This window comes from Nocardia iowensis, from assembly GCF_019222765.1.
GTDB classification, from domain to species: Bacteria; Actinomycetota; Actinomycetes; order Mycobacteriales; family Mycobacteriaceae; genus Nocardia; species Nocardia iowensis.
Map to the genome: position 1 here is coordinate 4993417 of NZ_CP078145.1, position 22045 is coordinate 5015461.

General features: G+C 65.9%; 2 protein-coding genes (1 of these 2 cut by a window edge). Both read right to left on the minus strand.

The window, feature by feature from the left end:
• On the minus strand, positions 1 to 6666 hold the beginning of the coding sequence (locus tag KV110_RS23045; protein WP_218478785.1) for a non-ribosomal peptide synthase/polyketide synthase. The gene continues 14262 nt to the left of window position 1, outside the view; 6666 of the gene's 20928 nt are visible here — the first part of the coding sequence; the start codon lies at positions 6664 to 6666; the stop codon falls past the left edge of the window.
• Positions 6666 to 22022 carry a non-ribosomal peptide synthetase gene (locus tag KV110_RS23050; RefSeq protein WP_218469361.1) on the minus strand — a complete coding sequence of 5119 codons (15357 nt, stop codon included), beginning with the start codon at positions 22020 to 22022 and terminating at the stop codon, positions 6666 to 6668. Before KV110_RS23050 ends, KV110_RS23045 begins: the two co-directional genes overlap by 1 nt.
• Positions 22023 to 22045: the final 23 nt, after the last annotated feature.

Below are 22045 nucleotides of genomic sequence, written 5' to 3' on the forward strand. Positions count from 1 at the left end.
CCGCTCCACATCCACCGAACCCACCGGCGCCACCTCGAGGCCCGCCCCGCGCTCGTCATCGACCAGCCGCGACCGCAACACATCATGACGATCGATCACCGCCGACAACGTCGCCAGCAACCCGGCTCGATCGATACCGAGCGGCAGGTCCAGCAGCATCGACTGCGTAAAACCATCGAACCCCGCACCCAGCCCCCGCACGAACCGAGCCGCGGGCAACAACGGCATCCACCCCACACCGCCACCGGGCAGCTCGCTCAACACCGGACCGGTCACACCACGACCGCGAGCTATCGCGGCCAACGCCGCCGCGGTCTGATGCTCGAACACCTCGCGCGGACTGACCGCCACCCCGGACTCCCGCGCCCGCGACACCACCTGGATCGAGCGAATACTGTCTCCGCCCAATTCGAAGAAGCTGTCATCCACGCCTACCCGATCCAGCCCCAAGACCTCGGCAAACACCCTCGTCAGGAGTCGCTCCTCGGTCGTGCGCGGTGCCAGGTACCGCGTCGTAGCGGTGAACTGGGGCTCCGGCAGGGCGGCACGGTCGAGCTTCCCGTTCTGGGTCAACGGCACCGAGTCGATCACCATCACCACTGCGGGCACCATGAACTCCGGCAATCGCGCGGAAGCGAATTCGCGCACCGCGGCGCCGTCGAGTTCGGCTTCGCGCGGGCCGGATCGGTCGGCGACCACATATCCCACCAACTGCTTGCCACCGTCTGTGCCACGTGCCACCACCACCGCTCGTGAAACCGAAGGATGTTGGGCCAGAACGGCTTCGACTTCGCCGGGCTCGACCCGGAAGCCGCGGATCTTGACCTGTTCATCGACCCGACCGGCGAACTCCAATTGTCCGGAGTTGTTCCAGCGCACCACATCACCGGTGCGATACAGCCGACCACCGGCCGGATCGAACGGGTCCGCCACAAACCGTGCAGCGGTCAGCCCGGCCCGTCCGTGATAACCACGCGCCAAATGTGCACCGGCTACATACAACTCGCCCGTAACACCCACCGGCACCGGCGCCAACCACGAATCCAGCACGAACACCCGGACATTGCCCAACGGACGCCCGATCGGGATGGCACCATCGACCTCGCCCGCGGCCTCGCATTCAGTCACACAGACCGTAGTCTCTGTGGGCCCGTAACTGTTGATGACCTGAACATCGGCGTTTATCGCATGCAACTTCCGAACAACACTCGCTGCCAACTCGGCACCACCGACGATGAGCCGTTTCAGCGTCCGCAAGGGGTCGCCGGGCATCGACTCGACATAGTCGACCAAGGCGGACAGCAATGGTGGTGTCGCGATCATCTTCGTCACCGACCGTGCCGAAACCAACCGCGTGATCTCCACAAGGTCCGAACGCAGCTCCTCGGCAACAACCAATGCCGCGCCACCGAGCAGCGCGGGCCAAATCTCGTAGGTAGAGGCATCGAAGGCCAGGGAGTGGTGCATCAGCGACCGATCCCCAGCGCCTACGGGACGCACCTGGGACACCAGATTCAGCACGTTGCCGTGCGTGATGGCGACGCCTTTGGGCGCCCCTGTCGAACCGGACGTGTAAGTCATATACGCCAAGTTCTGCGGTCCCACCGTGCCTAGCCGATCCAGATCGGTGCGGCCCGACCCGGTCGCGGCGAGGTCGAGTGCGTCCAGGTAGAGGTGCGGCGTGGAGCTCGGCGGCAGCAGGTCCGCGGTAGCGGAATCGGTGACGACAACAAACGGTGCGGCGTCGGTGAGGACGAATGCCAACCGATCCGCGGGATACGCCGGATCGATCGGCAGGTACCCACCACCGGCCTTCAACACACCCAGCAACGCGACAACCAACTCCACCGAGCGGGGCAACGCCACCGCAACGATGCTGTCGGGTTTCATCCCGCGCGAAATCAGCTCGCGCGCAAGATTGTCGGCGCGGATATCGAGGTCCCGATACGACATCTCGGTAGCCCCGCAGATGACGGCGAGCGCGTCCGGGGTCGCGTCGGCCTTTGCCTCGAACAGCCCGGTGATCGTGGGGCCCGCGACTCCAGCGGTGGTGTCGTTCCACCGTTGCAGTACCAGTTGGCGTTCGTCGGTATCCAGGGCATCGACCGACCCCACCGGCAGGCTCGGGTTCGCCACCACCTGCCGCAGTATGCGCACCAACCGCGCGGCCATCGCCTCGATCGTGGGTCGGTCGAACAAATCGGTCGCGTACTCGATAAGTCCGGTCCACTGCGCACCGGCAGGCGCGTCGCCGATGTTGAAGGACAAGTCGAACCGTGAGGTAGCGGTGAACGCGGAATAGGGCTCGATCCGCACCCCGGACAATTCGAGGGTGGGCAACGCGTTGTTCTGAAATGCCAACGACACCTGGAACAACGGATGATGGGCGGCCGAGCGGGCCGGTTTGAGCAACTCGACCAGCAACTCGAACGGCGCGTCCTGGTTCTCGTACGCGGCCAGCGCTTTCGCCCTGACCTGACCGAGGATCTCGGTGAACGACGCCGCCGGAACCACGGCTGCCCGCAGCACCAAGGTGTTGACGAAGAACCCGACCAGCTCGGCAAGGGCGTCGTCGGTCCGACCGGCGATCGGTGTTCCGATCGGAATATCCTTCCCGGCACCGTGTTTGAACAACAACACCGCCAACGCCGACTGCAGCACCATCGACACCGTCGCGCCCTCGCGGCGCGCCAAATGTTCCACCGCGGTGCGGATCTCCGGATCGATGGCGAACGTCACCACATCGCCGCGGTAGCTGGGCACGCGCGGCCGTGACCGATCGGTCGGCAGCGGCAATTGCTCGGGCAGACCGTCGAGTTCGCCGCGCCAATACTCGAACTGCTGCGACAGCACGCTGTCCTGATCGTTCGGCGAGCCAAGCAGTTCCTGCTGCCACAAGGTGTAATCCACATACTGGACCGGCAACGGCTCCCACTCCGGTACCCGGCCCTGCCGACGCGCCGCGTACGCCATCGACAGATCCCGCAGCAAGGGCGCCGCAGACCAGCCGTCAGCGGCGATGTGATGGATCAGCAACACGACAACACACTCGTCTACGCCGCAACGCACCACCGTGACCCGGAGTGGGATCTGAATCGACAGGTCGAACCCATATCGCACGGCCGCCGTCACCGCGGCGTCCACGTCGCCGGGATCCGGCTCGGTCACCGTGACCGGCACCTCGATCTCGTCGGCGTCGACCACCCGCTGGGACGGCACCCCGTCGGTTTCCACGAAGATCGTGCGCAGACTCTCGTGCCTGGCGACGACATCGCCGATCGCGGCGGCCAACGCCGACACATCCACCCCGTGCAACCGCACCGCCACCGGGATGTTGTAGTTGGCGGACGGCCCCTCCAGGCGGTGCATGAACCACAACCGTCGCTGCGCGAACGACAACGGAATCACGGCCGGGCGCTGCCGCGCCGACAGCACCGGACGCAACCGAGTGCGGTCGCCGAGCCGAATCGCCAACTGCGCCACCGTCGGCGCATCGAAGATCGTCCGGATCGGGACCTCGACGCCGAGCACCACCCGGATCCGGCTGGCCAGTCGGGTCGCCAGCAACGAGTGACCACCCAGCGCGAAGAAGCTGTCGTCGATGCCGACTCGATCGTGGCCGAGGACCTCGGCGAACAACTCGGTCAGCATTTGCTCCTGGATGCTGCCCGGTGCCCGATACCGCACCGAGGACCTCAGCTCCGGGACCGGCAACGCCGCACGATCCAATTTCCCGTTGGCGGTCAACGGGACGGAGTCGATGACCATCACCACCGACGGCACCATGAAATCCGGCAACCGCTCCGCGGCGAATCGACGGACCTCCGCACCGTCGAGCTGCTTCGCCGCCACTCGATCGGCACCGCCCCGGTGCCCATTCACTCGCCCGTGCCCGTTGCCCTCGACCGAACCGGTTCGGTCGCCGACCACATACCCGATCAGCTGCTTGTCGCCGGTACCGGTGTCGTGGGCCAACACCACCGCTCGGGACACCGAGGGATGTTGCGCCAGAACAGTTTCGACCTCCCCCGGCTCGACCCGGAAGCCGCGGATCTTGACCTGATCATCGACCCGGCCCGCGAACTCCAACTGCCCGGAGTTGTTCCAGCGCACTACATCACCGGTGCGGTACAACCGGCCACCACCCACCGGATCGAACGGGTCGGCGACGAACCGGGCCGCGGTCAAGCCCGACCGACCGTGATAACCACGCGCCAGTTGGGCGCTGGCCACATACAACTCCCCCGCGACGCCCACCGGCACCGGCGCCAACCAGGAATCCAACACGAACACTCGGGTATTGGCCACCGGGACGCCGATCGGCACCACCGCACCTGTCGCGTCGTCGGGGACGGTGTAAGCCGTCACGTCGACCGTAGCCTCGGTCGGGCCATAAAGGTTGTCGACCCGTATGTCTCCCCAGCTGGCCCGCAATGCGTGCACCAGCCCGGAAGGGAGCGAGTCGGCGCCGGTGTGCACCTCCGTCAAGCTCTGGAAAGGGTTGTCGGACAGGTATTCGGCGTGCTCGAGCAACGCCGAGAGCAAGGGTGGCGTCGCGAACATCTTCGTCACCGATCGGGTCCCGGTCAGCCGGGTGATCTCCGCCAGATCCGAACGCCGCTCACCGGCCACCACCAAGGTCGCACCACCACACAGCGCGGGCCAGATCTCATAGGTCGAGGCGTCGAACGCGATCGACGAATGCACCAGCACCCGATCCTCGACACCGACCGACCACGCCTGAGCGACCAGATTCACCACGTTACGGTGCGTGATGCCAACACCTTTCGGCACACCCGTCGAGCCGGAGGTGTAGATCACGTACGCCAAATTCTGCGGACGCGCTGGGCGGACTCGATCGATGCCGATCCGGTCCTCGTCCGCGGCGGTGTCGAGGTAGAGGCGCGGTGTCGTGTTGTGCGGCAACGTGTCCGCGGTGGCGCGGTCGGTCACGACGACGACCGGCGCGGCATCGTTCAGTACGAACGCCAGCCGGTCCGAGGGATAGCCCGGATCGATCGGCAGATACCCGCCACCGGCTTTCAGCACACCCAGCAACGCCACGATCAACTCCACCGACCGAGGCAACGCCACCGCGACGAGGGTGTCCGGCCCCACCCCGCACGAAACCAGCAGGTGCGCAAGCCGATCCGCGCGGGCATCGAGTTCCCGGTAGCTCAGCCGCACCGCACCACAGACCACCGCGGCCGCATCCGGCGTCCGGGCGACCTGCGCTTCGAACAATCCGGCCACGGTGCCGTCCGGGTCCACCGGGACAGCGGTGTTGTTCCACCGGTGCAGCACCAGGTCGCGTTCCTCGACATCGAGGACGTCGACCGAGCCCACCGGCAGACTCGGGTTCGCCACCACCTGCCGCAGTATGCGCACCAACCGCGCCGCCATCGCCTCGATCGTGGACCGATCGAACAGATCGGTGGCGTATTCGACATGCATGTCCCACCCGGCCGCGCCGCCACCGTTGTTCCGCGCACCGGTCGCGGCGTCGCCGATATTGAAGGTCAGATCGAACCGCGAGGTCAGCGCGGGAAGGGCATACGGTTCGAAGCCGACCCCCGACAAATCCAGGGTGGCCGCGGTGTTGTTCTGGAAGCTCAGCAGAACCTGGAACAAGGGATGGTGTGCCGCCGAGCGAGCCGGATTGAGCATCTCCACCAGCAACTCGAACGGCAGATCCTGATTCTCGTAGGCCGCCAACGCTTTCGCTTTGACCTGGCCCAGAACCTCGGTGAACGACGCCGCCGGACGCACCTCCGTCCGCAACACCCACGTATTGACGAAGAATCCCACCAATTCGTTCAGCGCGTCATCGGTGCGACCGGCGATCGGTGATCCGATCGGAATATCCTCGCCAGCACCGATTTTGAACAACAACACGGCCAGCGCGGACTGGAAAACCATCGACACCGTCGCGCCGGCCCGACTCGCCAACTCTTCGAGTTCTCCCCTGGTTTTCGCATCGATACCGAAAACCAGCATGTCCCCGCGATAGCTCGCCACCCGCGGTCGCGGCCGGTCGGTCGGCAGTCGCAACTGCTCCGGCAGGCCGTCGAGCTCACGACGCCAATAGTCGAACTGCTGGGACAGGACACTGTCCGGATCGTCCGGTGAACCCAGCAACTCCTGCTGCCACAGCGTGTAATCCACATACTGCACCGGTAACGAGTCCCACCCCGGCGCCCGCCCTTGCCGACGAGCCGCGTAGGCCTCCGACAGATCCCGCAGCAACGGCGTCATCGACCAGCCGTCACCGGCGATGTGGTGAATCAACAACACCACCACGCACTCGTCCACACCACAGCGGAAAACGTTGGCGCGGATCGGAATTTCCGAGGCCAGGTCGAACTCGTACCGGGCCGCCTCGGTGACCGCCGTAGCCAACTCGGCGGGGCCGACCTCGCTGATGATGACCGGCAACTTGGCCTCATCCACATCGAGTACCTGCTGGCCGGGCACACCGTCGGCTTCGACGAAGATCGTGCGCAGGCTCTCGTGCCGGGCAACCACATCGCCGATCGCCGCCGCGAAAGCCGGCGCATCGAACACACCACGCAATCGGACCGTCAACGGCATGTTGTAGGTCGCCGATGGTCCCTCCAACCGGTGGATGAACCACAATCGGCGCTGCGCGAACGACAACGGAATCATCACAGACCCACCTCTCGATTCATCCTGCGCAGCGCCGGTCTGCGGGATGGCGCCAGTTCGGGCCATCTGCGGGCGAGCTCGGCGACGGTCGCGGCGTCGAATATCACCCGGATCGGGACTTCGACGCCGAGCACCGCCCGGATCCGACTGGCCAGGCGGGTTGCCAGCAAGGAATGACCGCCCAACGCGAAGAAGCTGTCATCCACCCCCACCCGGTCGAGTCCGAGGATCTCGGCGAACAATCCGGCAAGCACCCGTTCCCGCTCGCTGCTCGGCGCCCGATACTCCGCCGCGGCGGCGAACTCCGGGTCCGGCAACGCGGCCCGATCGAGCTTGCCGTTCGCGGTCAACGGCACACTGTCGAGCACCATCACCACCGACGGCACCATGAAATCCGGCAGCCGCTCGGCGGCCAGATCCCGCACGGCGGCAGGGAGGAGGGTGTCCTGGGGATTGCTGGCGTATGCGGCGGGATCGCCCACCACCGTCGGCGGCACATAGACGTCGGTCAGTGGCCGGTTCTGTGCCGTCGCGGTGTCGATGAACACCGCATCCATCCGATCCGGCCGCGCCGACCAAGTGACCGCCGTGGTGTATCCCAGCCGCCGACCCAGCACGTGCAAGTCCTCGGGCAGCAATCCGGCACCCATTCGAGCAGCGGAATCGGCGAGTATTCCTTCGAAAGCCGCTGCGTCCGGGTCGGTTCGCGCACCGGCCGGGACGGGGTGACCCGTCCGGATCCGGTTCGTCGCCTCGATCTGGCCGATCAAGCCAGCGTGCGGAATCCCGGTGACCCGAATACCGTCCTGGTGTCGATCCTCCAGTAGTGTGCGCAACCAATCATGGTCGCGGAACTGCACTTTCGGCACCTCGGCTACGGACAGTGCTTTTGTGGGCGTCTTGCGCAGCACCACGTCGTATCGGTAGCGGGTCAACTCGTTGACCGAATAGCCGCGTTTGAGCTCGATATCAACGGTGTCGTAGTCGGTCGCGCGGCACAGGGCGTGGAAGTATTCGGGTGCGACCAACAGTTCTTGTTCGGCGAAGATGGTGCGGCGCACGCGTTCCCGGATGGCCGTCGGGTCGTCACCGTCGTTGCGGGCGATCTGCACGGCCGTGGTGAACTCTTCCAGCAGACCCAGATTCCGGACGTCACCGACGAATATCGCCCCACCGGGAGCCAGCAGTCCGAGTACCTGCTCGAGGACTCGACGCAGATACCGTTCACCGGGGAAGTACTGGACCACCGAGTTCAGTACCACCGTGTCGAAATAGTCTTCCGGTAATCCGGCGATGTCTTCGGCGGACCGGACACTCAGCGAGACTCGCTCGGTCCACCGGGCGTCGAGCTCGTCCAACTGTTGTTGCAGCGTGCTGATGGTCGCGGCGGAGAAGTCCGACGCCCAGTATTCGGCACAGTCGGGTGCCAACTGGGACAACAACAAACCCGATCCGACGCCGATCTCGAGCACTCGCCGCGGTGCCAGGCCACGGATCCGCTGCACCGTGGCCTCGCGCCATTCGCGCATCTGCGCCACCGGAATCGACGTCCCGGTATAGCTGCTGTTCCAGCCGCCGAAATCCATACCGAATTCAGCGGCGGCACCGCCACGATCCGCGCCACCGTTCCCGTTTCTGGCAGTGCCTGCGCCATTGCGGGGAGTATCAGCGCTCTTGCCTGCCGCGCCATACAGGTCGTCGTATACGCGACGCCACTGAGCGACCAGTTCCTGCTCCGCGGCGACCGGCCTGGACCGGTCTGCCACCACATACCCCACCAACTGCTGACCACCGGTGCTGGAGTCGCGCACGACGACCACTGCTCGGGACACCGCGGGATGTTGCGCCAGCACGGTTTCGACTTCACCGGGTTCGACCCGGAAGCCGCGGATCTTGACCTGATCATCCACCCGGCCGACGAACTCCAACTGCCCGGAGTTGTTCCAGCGCACCACATCACCGGTGCGGTACAACCGACCACCACCCGTCGCATCGAAGGGGTCGGCGACGAACCGGGCCGCGGTCAACCCCGCACGCCCGTGATAACCACGCGCCAACTGGGCACCGGCCACATACAGCTCGCCCGGGACCCCCACCGGAACCGGCGCCAACCACGAATCCAACACGAACACCCGCACATTCCCGGACGGGCGGCCGATCGGAACCGCGCCCTCGATGTCGCCCCGCGCGTCGTAATCGGTCACACAGGCCGTGGTTTCGGTGGGGCCATAACCATTCATCACCTGTACGCCAGCGTATTTCGCGTTCAGTCTGTGCACGACGGCCGCTGTCAGCTCGGCACCGCCGACGATCACCCGCCGCAAACTCCGCAGCGGGGTGCCGGGCAAGGGCTCGACATGATCGACCAATGCCGACAGCAACGGTGGTGTCGCAAACATCTTCGTGACCGACCAGGTCTCGACCAACCCGGTGATCTCCACCAGATCCGAACGTTGCGCACCGGCCACCACCAGCGCCGCACCACCGGCCAGGGCTGGCCAGATCTCATAGGTCGTCGCGTCGAACGCGATCGAAGAATGCGCCAATACCCGATCCCCGGGATCGATCGACCAGGCCCGGGCAACCAGGTTCACCAGGTTACGGTGGGTGATCCCAACACCTTTCGGTACACCGGTGGAACCGGAGGTATAGGTCACGTAAGCCAAATTCTGCGGCCGCGGGCCAGGTGTGACCGCACCGGCGGTTTCGGCGCCGAGCGCAGCACCGTTGCTGCCCGGTGTGTCGAGATAGTGGTACGGGGCTGCCGTGTCGGGCAGGAAGAGTGCGGTCGCGGAGTCGGTCACGACAACGACCGGGGCGGCGTCGGCGAGGATGAACGCCAACCGCTCCGACGGATAGCCCGGATCGATCGGCAGATACCCACCACCGGCTTTCAGCACGCCCAGCAGCGCCACGATCAACTCCGCCGACCGTGGCAACGCCACCGCGACCAGCGTGTCCGGCCCTACGCCACGCGCGACGAGTGCGCGCGCCAGCCCGTCGGCTCGGATATCGAGTTCCCGATACGACATTTCGGTGTCGCCGCCGATGACGGCGATCGCCCCTGGTGTCCGGGCGACTTGGGCCTCGAACAGCCCGACCATGGTGATGTCCGGGACCGCGACGGCGGTGTCGTTCCATCGACGCAGCACCAACTCGCGTTCGTCGGTGTCGAGGACATCGATCGACCCCACCGGCCCGCCCGGGTCCGACACGATCCGGTCCAGTATCCGCACGAACCGGGCAACCATCGCCTCGACCGTCGACCGATCGAACAAGTCGGTCGAATACTCGACGAATCCGCTCCACGGGTCACCGGCGGGTGCGTCGGCGACATTGAAGAACAGGTCGAACCGCGAAGCCGCGATGGACGCCGGATAGGGCTCGAACCCGACGCCCGGCAGCTGCAGTGTCGGCAGCGTGTTGTTCTGGAATGCCAATGACACCTGGAACAACGGATGGTGCGCCGCCGAGCGCGCCGGGTTGAGCAACTCGACCAGCAACTCGAACGGAACATCCTGGTTCTCGTACGCGGCCAACGCCTTCGATCGGACCTGGCCCATGACCTCGGTGAAAGACGTTGCCGGACAGACAGTTGCGCGCAGCACCCAGGTGTTGACGAAGAACCCGACCAGATCGGCCAGCGCTTCGTCGGTGCGACCGGCGATCGGTGAGCCGATCGGAATATCTTCTCCGGCACCGAGTTTGAACAACAGCACCGCAAGTGCGGACTGCAACACCATCGACACCGTCGCACCCTCACGGGCCGCCAATCGCTCCAGTTCCGTCCTGGTTCGCGCATCGACGCCGAAGACCACCATGTCTCCGCGATAGCTGGCCACCCGAGGACGCGGCCGATCGGTCGGCAACCGCAACTGGTCCGGCAACCCGTCGAGTTCACGACGCCAATAGTTGAACTGCTGGGACAGCACACTGTCGGGATCGGTCGGTGATCCGAGAAATTCTTGCTGCCACAGCGTGTAGTCCACGTACTGCACCGGCAACGGCGCCCATTCCGGCGCTCGATGCTCGAGGCGAGCGGCATACGCGCTCGCCAGGTCCCGCAACAGCGGCGCCGCCGACCAGCCGTCGCCCGCGATGTGATGGACCAGCAGCACCAGCACGCACTCGTCGGCGCCGGACCGGAATACGTTGGCGCGGATGGGAATCTCCGAGGACAGATCGAACCCGTACCGCACCGCCGCCGTCACCGCCGCGTCCAGCTCAGTGGGCGCCATCTCGCCGGTTTCCGCCTCGACCGCGACCGGTACCTCGACACTGCCCGCATCGAGCACCTGCTGGGTCGGCACACCATCGGCTTCGACGAAGATCGTGCGGAGGCTCTCGTGCCGGGCAACTACATCACCGAGTGCGGCCGCGAAGGCCGACGCGTCGAACACGCCACGCAGCCGGACCGGCAACGGCATGTTGTAGGTCGCCGACGGCCCCTCCAGCCGGTGGATGAACCACAAACGGCGCTGCGCGTACGACACCGGAACCACGTCCGGTCGTGGCCGGGCGAACAGCGGCGGGCGCACCTGAACATCGGCATCGAGCCGAGTCACCAACTGTGCCACCGTCGGCGCATCGAATATCGTCCTGATCGGCACTTCGACTCCGGTGACCGCACGAATCCGGCTGGCCAGGCGGGTCGCCAGCAGTGAGTGACCACCCAGCGCGAAGAAACTGTCATCCACGCCGACCCGATCCAGTCCGAGGATTTCGGCGAACAGTTCGGCCAATACCTGTTCGCGTTCGCTGTCCGGCGCCCGATACTCCGCCGACGAGGCGAACTCCGGATCCGGCAATGCTTTCCGGTCCAGCTTTCCGCTTGTGGTCAACGGCACCGAGCCGATCACCATCACCGTCGCGGGCACCATGAACTCCGGCAACCGGTCGCCTGCCCACCGGCGCACGTCGGCGGCCAGCAGACCCGCCTGCGGGTTGTTGGCATACCCGGCCGGGTCGCCCACGGCTGCGGGGGCGGTGTAGACGTCGGTCAGTGGCCTGCCGTCAGCGGTCGCGGCGTCGACGAAGACGGCCTCCATCCGATCCGGCCGCGCGGACCAGGTGACCGCGGTGGTGTATCCCATTCGCCGGCCAAGCACATACAGGTCCTCCGGCACGGCACCCGCACGGTCGGCGATCATGTCGAGCGTTCCCTCGAAACCGACGCCGAGTGCGTCGGTAGCGACGCCGGAGTGCCCCGCCCGGATTCGGTTGGTCGCTTCGATCTCGCCGACCAGCCCGGCGTGCGGGATGCCGGTCACCCGAATGACGTCCGGATGCTGGTCGCGCAGCAGCGCTCGCAACCGATCATGGTCGCGGAAAGCGACTTTCGGAGCCTCGGCGACGGACAGCGCGTTCGTCGGAGCCGGGTGCAAGACCACGTCGTATCGATACCGCGTCAACTCGTTCATCGAGTATCCGCGTTTGAGTTCGATATCGACGGCACCGAGGTCCAGAACGTCACCCAGCGCGCGGAAGTACTCCGGTGCCAGCAGCAATTCTTGTTCGGCCGAGATGTCTCGGCGGACCCGTTCACCGACCGCTACCGGATCGTCGCCACCGTTGCGCGCGATCTGCGCCGCGGTGGTGAACTCCTCGAGCAGTGCCAGATTCCGGACATCACCGATGAACACCGCCCCGCCGGGAGCCAGCACCCGCAGCACCCGCTCGAGCACCCGACGCAAATAGCTCTGACTCGGGAAGTACTGGATCACCGAGTTCAACACCACCGTGTCGAAATAGTGCTCCGGCAACCCCGCGGTGTCGTCGGCGCTCCGCACACTCAGCGAGACACGGTCGACCCACTCGCCGTTCAGTTCACCCAGCTGTCGCCGCAGTGTGCTGATCGTCGCGGCCGAGAAATCCGTCGCCCGGTATTCCTCGCAGTCCGGTGCCAGGTGCGACATGATCAAGCCCGACCCCACACCGATCTCAAGTACCCGGCGCGGATGCAACGCCCGAATGCGCTCCACGGTGGTCGCGCGCCATTCACGCATCTGCTCCACCGGAATCGCGGCCCCGGTATAGCTGCTGTTCCAGCCGCCGAAATCGGTACCGAACGCGACCTCGCCACTGTCGACAGGTCGGGCATACTTTCCATTTCCGTTTCGGCCGTACAGGTCGTCGTACACCCGCCGCCACTGCCCCACCAACTCGCCTTCCCCGGCGGTCGCCCCGGCGTCGGCGACCACGTACCCGACCAACTGCTTTCCCGCGTCGGAGTCGTGTGCCACGACCACGGCTTGGGCGACCGAACGATGTTGGGCAAGCACGTTTTCGACCTCGCCCGGCTCGACCCGGAAGCCGCGGATCTTGACCTGATCATCGACCCGGCCCGCGAACTCCAGCACGCCCGCCGAAGTCCAGCGCACCACATCACCGGTGCGATACAGCCGACCACCACCGGTCCGGTCGAACGGGTCGGCGACAAACCGGGCCGCGGTCAGCCCGGCCCGACCGTGATACCCCCGCGCCAGCTGGGCACCGGCCACATACAACTCACCCGAGACCCCCACCGGCACCGGCACCAGCCACGAATCCAGCACGAATACCCGCGTATTGGCCACCGGCGCCCCGATGGGCACCACCGCACCCAGCTCACCATCGGGCACGCGATAGGCGGTCACATCGACCGTCGCCTCGGTGGGGCCATAGAGATTATCGATCCGCAGATCCTGTCCTATGGCACGCAGCGAACGCACCAAACCGGAAGCAAGCGTGTCAGCGCCGGTATTCACCTGCCGCAGACTCTGGAAAGGCCTGCCGGGCAACGATTCCGCGTGCTCGACCAATGCCGACAGCAACGGTGGCGTCGCAAACATCTTCGTCACCGACCACGACCCCACCAACCGGGTGATCTCCACCGGATCCGAGCGCTGCTCGACGGCGATCACCAACGTCGCGCCCCCGCACAGCGCGGGCCAGATCTCATAGGTCGAGGCATCGAACGCGATCGACGAATGCACCAGCACCCGGTCCTCGACACCCGCCGACCACGCCTGGGCAACCAGGTTGGCCACGTTATGGTGGGTGATACCAACGCCTTTCGGAACACCGGTGGAGCCGGAGGTGTAGATCACGCACGCCAAATTCTGCGAGCCCACCCCGACAACCCGGTCCAGTCCTGCCCGGTCACCCTCCTCGGCGGTGTCGAGCGCTTCCATGGAGTCGAGATAGAGGTGTGGTGTCGTGGTCGGCGGCAGTGCGTGGGCGGTCGCGGAGTCGGTCACGACGACAATCGGCGCGGCATCGGCGAGGACGAATGCCAACCGATCCGAGGGGTACGCCGGATCCATCGGCAGATACCCGCCGCCTGCCTTCAACACACCCAGCAATGTCACGATCAGGTTGGTGGACCGGGGCAAGGCCACCGCGACCACACCGTCCGGACCCACGCCGCGCGAGATCAAGGCCCGCGCCAGCCGATCGGCGCGAATGTCGAGCTCGTGGTAGGTCATCTTCCTGTCCGCGCAGACGACCGCGATCGCGTCCGGGGTCGCAGCTACCTGCGCGCGAAACAGACCGGTGATGGTGGTGTTGTCCGGTACCTCGACGGTGGTGTCGTTCCACCGGCGCAACACCAGCTCGCGCTCGTCGGCGTCGAGGACATCGATCGACCCCACCGGGACATCGGGAGCCGACCCGACCTGCCGCAGCAGGCGCACCAACCGAGCAGCCATCGCCTCGACCGTCGACCGGTCGAACAGCTCGGTCGCATATTCGACGAATCCGTTCCACGGATCACCGGCGGGGGCTTCCGCGATATTGAAGAACAGGTCGAACCGCGCGGTCGCGGTGGTTGCGGGATAGGGCTCGATCCGCACTCCGGAAAGCTCGAGGGCGGGCAGGGTGTTGTTCTGAAATGCCAACGTCACCTGGAACAACGGATGATGCGCCGCTGAGCGGGTTGGGTTGAGCAACTCCACCAGCAACTCGAATGGAACATCCTGATTCTCGTATCCGGCCAACGCCTTTTCCCGGACCACGCCCAGGATCTCGGTGAACGATGCGTCCGGCACTACGGCCGCCCGGAGCACCCAGGTATTGACGAAGAACCCGACCAGCTCGGTCAACGCCTCGTCGGTCCGACCGGCGATCGGCGCCCCGATCGGAATGTCCTCCCCTGCACCGAGTTTGAACAGCAACACCGCCAACGCCGACTGCAACACCATCGACACCGTCGCGCCCTCGCGAGCCGCCAAATGTTCTACCGCGGTACGGATCTCCGGATCGATACGGAAGAACACCATGTCTCCGCGATAGCTGGCCACCCGCGGCCGGGGCCGATCGGTCGGCAACCGCAACTGCTCGGGCAGACCGTCGAGCTCATGACGCCAATACTCGAACTGCTGGGACAACACGCTGTCCGGATCGGTCGACGACCCCAGCAACTCGCGCTGCCAGAGCGTGTAATCCGCGTACTGCACCGGCAGCGGTCGCCACCGCGGTTCGTGACGCTGCCGTCGCGCCGCGTACGCCTCCGACAAGTCTCGCAGCAACGGCGTCAACGACCAGCCGTCGCCCGCGATGTGATGGATCAACAACACCAGCACGGACTCGTCGGCGCCCGACCGGAACACGGTGGCGCGGAGGGGAATCTCCGACGACAAATCGAATCCATACCGCACCGCGGCGGTCACCGCCGCGTCCAGCTCGGCGGGATCCACGTCGTCGGTGTTCCGTTCGGCCACCACGACCGGCACCTCGACACTGTCCGGGTCGAGTACCCGTTGGGACGGCACGCCGTCGGCGTCGACGAAGACCGTCCGCAGACTCTCGTGCCGAGTGACCACGTCCCCGATCGCGGCGGTCAACGCCGACACATCCACCCCGTGCAACCGCACCGCCAACGCCATGTTGTAGGTGGCCGACGGTCCCTCCAGTCGGTGGATGAACCACAGCCGCTGCTGTGCGAACGACAGCGGAACAACATCCGGCCGTGGTCGAGCCAGCAAGGCCGGACGCACCTGGACGCCCGCGTCGAGCCGAGTCGCCAACTGCGCCACCGTCGGCGCGTCGAACACCGTCCGGATCGGCACCTCGATCCCCAACTCCACCCGAATCCGGCTGGCCAGCCGGGTCGCCAGCAACGAATGGCCGCCCAACTCGAAGAAGCTGTCGTCCACGCCCACCCGGTCACGTCCGAGGACCGCACCGAACAGCTCGGCCAGCACCCGCTCCCGCGCGCTGCCCGGCGCCCGATACCGGACCGAGGACACCGACTCCGGCGCGGGCAACGCCGCGCGATCCAGTTTCCCGTTCGCGGTCAGCGGCACCGAGTCGATCACCATCACGACCGTGGGCACCATGAACTCCGGCAACCGTTCGGCGGCGAACGCGCGTACGTCCGCGCCAACGAGGTCGATTCGAGCGGGCCCGTTGCCGCCCGATTCGTCTCCTGCCCGGTCGGCCACGACATAGCCGATCAGCTGCTTGTCGCCGGTGTCGGTGTCGCGCACCACCACCAGCGCCCGCGCGACCGAAGGATGCTGCGCCAGTACCGATTCGACCTCGCCGGGCTCGACTCGGAAACCGCGGATCTTGACCTGATCATCGATTCGCCCGAGAAACTCCAACTGCCCGGAGTTGTTCCGACGCACCAGATCACCGGTGCGATACAGGCGACCACCGCTCGGATCGAAGGGATCGGCGATGAACCGTGCCGCGGTCAGATCCGCCCGGCCGTGATACCCCCGGCCCAACTGCGCACCGGCCACATACAACTCGCCCGCCACCCCTACCGGAACCGGCGCCAACCACGAATCCAGCACGAACAACCGCACATTGGCCAACGCGGACCCGATCGGCACCACCGCGTCATCGAAGTGTTCCCCGGCCTCGAACGGTCGGCGGATCGCGAATGTCGTTGTCTCGGTGGGCCCGTACACGTGCACGACGCGGGTGTCGGGGCACAGCCGCAAAGCCCGCCCGAACACCTCGGGCGGCATCTCCTCGCCGCCGACCCACACCTCCCGAAGCCCGGCGAGCGCATCGGGGCGATGGTCGATGAACAACTCGAACAACCGGGTGGTGAGGAATACGGCGGTGACGCCATTCGCCACCAATTGCCGACCCAGCACTGCGATATCGGTGCGGCCCGGCGGCGCGACAACTACTCGGCCACCGCCCAGCAGCGGCACCCAGATCTCATAGGTGGAGGCATCGAACGCGACCGAAGAATGCACCAGCACGCTGGCGTGCGCACCGTCGCGCCAACTCGGCTTGGTCGCGAAGGCCACCACGTTGCGGTGCGTGATGGCAACACCTTTCGGGACACCGGTAGAGCCCGAGGTATAGGTCACGTACGCCAAATTCTGCGGGGCCGCCGCAACGGCCCGATCCGAGGCGGCTTCGTCCACTACGTCGATGGTGTCGAGGTAGAGGCGCGGTGCCGCGGTATCGGGCAGCAGATCGGCGGTGGCGGAATCGGTCACGACCACCACCGGTGCGGCGTCGCTTAGGATGAATGCCAACCGATCCGAGGGATACGTCGGATCGATCGGCAGATACCCACCACCGGCCTTCGATACCGCCAGCAACGCCACGATCAACTCCACCGATCGTGGCAACGCCACCGCGGCAATGCTGTCCGGGCTCACCCCGCGTGCGATCAGGGCGCACGCCAATTCACCTGCGCGCGCGTCGAGTTCCCGATAAGACACTTCGTTGTTGCCGCAGACCACCGCCACCGCATCGGGCGTCCGAGCGACCTGCGCTTCGAACAATCCGGCCACGGTGCCGTCCGGGTCCACCGGGACAGCGGTGTTGTTCCACCGGTGCAACACCAGCTCGCGTTCCTCGACATCGAGGACATCGACCGACCTCACCACGGTGTCCGGGTCCGACACCACCTGCCGCAGGATCCGCACCAACCGACCTGCCATGGCCTCGACCGTGGCGCGATCGAACAGATCGGTGGCGTATTCGATGTATCCGTCCCACCCGGCGGCGGAGCCGTTGCGGTTGTTCCGCGCCCCGGACGGGGCGTCGCCGATGTTGAAGGTCAAGTCGAACCGGGAGGTGTTGGTGGCCGGCATGCAGGGCGCTACCCGCACCCCCGGCAGCCGCAGGGTGGGCAGGGTGTTGTTCTGCAGCGTCAGCAGTACCTGGAACAGCGGATGGTGCGACGCCGAGCGGGCCGGATTGAGCAACTCGACCAGCAGCTCGAACGGCGCGTCCTGGTTGTCGTACGCCGCCAACGCTTTTGCTCGAACCGTACCCAGCACCTCGGTGAATGATGCTGCGGGAGAGACAGTTGCGCGCAGCACCCAGGTGTTGACGAAGAACCCGACCAGATCGGCCAGTGCGTCATCGGTGCGACCGGCGATCGGTGAGCCGATCGGAATATCGTCTCCGGCACCGAGTTTGCACAACAGCACGGCCAGTGCCGACTGCAACACCATCGACACCGTCGCACCCTCACGGGCCGCCAGCTGCTCCACTGCGGAACGCACGTCGGGATCGATGCCGAACAACACCACATCGCCGCGGTAGCTGGCCACCCGAGGACGCGGCCGGTCGGTCGGCAACCGCAACTGCTCGGGCAGACCGTCGAGTTCGGCGCGCCAGTAACCGAACTGCCGGGACAGCACACTGTCCGGATCGGTCGGCGAACCCAGCAATTCCTGCTGCCACAGCGTGTAATCCACGTACTGCACCGGCAACGGCGCCCACTGCGGTGCCCGCCCTTCCCGTCGCGCCGCGTACGCGATCGACAAGTCCCGCAGCAGCGACGCCGCCGACCAGCCGTCACCGGCGATGTGATGAATCAGTACCAGCAGCATCCACTCATCGGCCGCGCACCGAAACGCGCTGGCGCGGATCGGGATCTGCGTGGACAGCTCGAACCGATACCGCGCCGCCTCGGCGACTGCCGCGTCCACCGCGGCGGGATCCACGTCGGCGATGGTCACCGGCACCTCGACGCTGTCCGCCTCGAGCACATGCTGGGCGGGCACGCCGTCGGTTTCGACGAAGACCGTGCGCAAGCTTTCGTGCCTGGCAACCAGATCAGCGACCGCGGCGGTGAACGCCGACGCATCGAACGCACCGGTCAACCGCGCGGCCAGCGGCATGTTGTAGGTGGCCGATGGCCCCTCCAGCCGATGGATGAACCACAACCGGCGCTGCGCGAACGACAACGGCACCACGTCCGGCCGCCGCCGGGCCAGCAGCGTCGGACGCATCGTGACACCGGCATCGAGCCGGGTCACCAACTGCGCCACCGTCGGTGCGTCGAACACCGTCCGGATCGGCACCTCGACTCCCATCACCACCCGAATCCGGCTGATCAGGCGGGTAGCGGACAGCGAATGCCCACCCAGCTCGAAGAAGCTGTCGTCCGCACCGACCCGGTCGATTCCCAGTACCTCACCGAACAACCCCGCCAGCACCCGTTCTCGCTCGCTGCCCGGCGCCCGATACGCCATCGAGGAGGTGAACTCCGGATCAGGCAGCGCGGCTCGATCGAGCTTGCCGTTGGGTGTCAATGGCACGCGGTCGATCACCATCACCACGGTCGGCACCAGGAATTCCGGCAGGCGCTCCGCGGCGAACCGGCGCACCTGTCCTCCATCGAGCGCGTGCGCACCCGTCCCGCCGTTGCCTTCGACCGAGCCGCTTCGATCGGCGACCACGTACCCGATCAGCTGCTTGTCGCCGCCGGTTTCGGTGTCGCGGGCCAGCACCACCGCCTGCGACACCGAAGGATGTCGAGCCAGTACCGATTCGACCTCACCCGGCTCCACCCGGAAGCCTCGGATCTTGACCTGGTCGTCTGCCCGGCCGACGAACTCCAGTACCCCCGCCGACGTCCAGCGCACCACATCACCGGTGCGATACAACCGGCCGCCGGTCGGATCGAACGGATCCGCCACGAACCGCGCCGCGGTCAACCCCGGTCGACCGTGATAGCCCCGCGCCAATTGCGCACCGGCCACATACAGTTCACCGGCCACCCCGATCGGGACCGGCGCCAACGACGAGTCCAACACGAACACCCGCATGTTCCCCAGCGGCGTCCCGATCGGGCTCTCACCCCGGGCGCCATGTGCTTCCCGCAGGCCCAGCTTCGTCACATGCACCGTGGTTTCGGTGATCCCGTACATATTCACCAGGGCTGGACCGCCGGTGGCGCCGACCGAGTACCACGGCTGCAGGTGGGCGTGATTCAGCGCTTCGCCACCGAATATCACCATGCGCAGGGCGGAATCGATAGTGCCGGACACCGATCGAGCTTCGGCCAACGCGTGGAAAGCCGACGGGGTCTGATTCAGGATCGTCACCCCGTCGCCGACGACGAGATCCCACAGCTGCGCGGGCGTGCGCACCACGTCCCACGGCACGACGACGACCCGGCCGCCGTGCAGGAGCGCACCCCAGATCTCCCAGACAGAAAAGTCGAACGCTTGGGAATGACACCAAGCCCAGACATCGTCGGCATCGAATTCGCACCACGGCGCGGTACTCAGGAAAAGCGATGCCACATTGCGGTGGGTGACGGCAACACCCTTCGGCGTGCCGGTGGAACCGGACGTGTAGATGAGATACGCGAGATTGCCGGGCAGCAGCGCAGCGGGCCGCGCTACTTCATGCCGATCTACGTCGGCCTCGTCGATCAGGATAAGGGGAACTCTGTTGTGCGGGAGCGTTTTCGAGGTGGCGACGTCGGTGAGGACCGCGATCGGTGCGGCATCGCCGAGGACGAAAGCCAACCGCTCGGCGGGATATCCCGGATCGATCGGCAGATAAGCACCACCGGCCTTCAACACCGCCAGTATCGCGACAATCAACTCCGCTGACCTCGGCAGTGCCACCGCCACCACGCTGTCCGGACGCACACCGTGCGAGATCAAGGTCCGCGCGACACGGTCCGCCCAGGTATCGAGCTCCCGATAGGAAAGCTCCGCGGCACCGGACACCACCGCCACCGAGTCCGGGGCAATGCGCACCCGGTCCTCGAACAACCCCACCAAGGTCGCGGCCGGATCAACCGGCACCGCTGTGTCGTTCCACGCCTCGACTACCAGCGACCGGTCCGCACCGAGAATGTCGACTGCCCCGATAGGCGCCGCTGGATCGGTTATCGCCTGCTGCAGGTACTGCGCGATCGATCCGAGATAGCCGCGGAGATCATCTTCGGTGTAGAGCTGCGCGTCGCCCTCGATCCGCAGATATCCACCACGGTCCGACTGCCTTTCATAGTGCAGGACGATCGAGAGATCCCCGCTGTTACCCGCCGAGAAGACCTGGAGGTCAGCCTGCCCGCCGGTCATTCGCAAGGCACCGAAGAACGACATGATATTGATGACCGGGCCGAACGGGTTCCCCTTGACGGGCGGCATTTTCAGGTCGCGCCGGATCTCCGACATCCCGTATCTGAGGTGATCTCGGGCACCGGCGATGCTGGCCTGGAGCCGTTCGGCCAGCTGGCCCAGCGACAGGTCCCTGCTCGAATCGACCAGCAGTGGAACGGTATCCGACAGTTGGCACGGCGTTCGCCGCGCGATGGCCGTTTGATTCGAGACCGGCATCTGCACACAGAATTCATCGCGCAACGAATAGCGCTGGATGGCGGCGGCCGCGACGGACATCAACAGATAGGGCAGCTTGACCCCGATCGATTGCGCGGAGCTGATCAGCCGACCCAGCTCCGCACCCGAAATGCCATGTGTGCAGCCGATCCGCCCCGGCTTCGCGCCGGGTGCGGCGTTGCCGGGAAGTCTCAGCGGTTCGATCCCGGGCGGGATCTGCCCGCGCCAGTACTCGCGATCGATCGCCTGCTGGTGACGGCGATACGCGCGATCGCTGTCGATGATCTCGTCGACCGGCACGAAATCGGCCGGCTCGACGGGTGTTCCGGATGCCAGGGCGCAGTACACATCGAGCACTCGTTGGGCCCAGGTGGCGACACCGACGCCATCCATGATGATGTGGTGGAAGCACATCGACAGGAAGTACTGTCCCGCACCGACTTTGAGCAGCGCGACGCGCAACAGCGAATCCAGCTCCAGATCGAAGGCGACCTCGAGTTCTCGGGACATGTAGTCGAAAGCCATCGACGTCGGGGCGGGCTGTTCGGTGAGATCGAGGTAGGCGGGCAGCCAATCCCGGGTGTCCCGTTCGACCTGCATCGGCCCCTCGGCGCCACGGACGAAATTGACCGTGAGCGCTTCCGACTCGGCGAACACCCGCCGCAACGCGGTGACGAAATGACCGAGCTCCAGCTCGGCGTGAATTTCGATATATATCAGACAATTATTGGGAATATCCGAAAGCTCGTGCGCTAACCAGAGTTCTTTCTGAATCGAAGTCAGACTGCGCAGCAGTGATTTGTTACCGGATTGCATGACAAACTCCCTCGCTTATCACC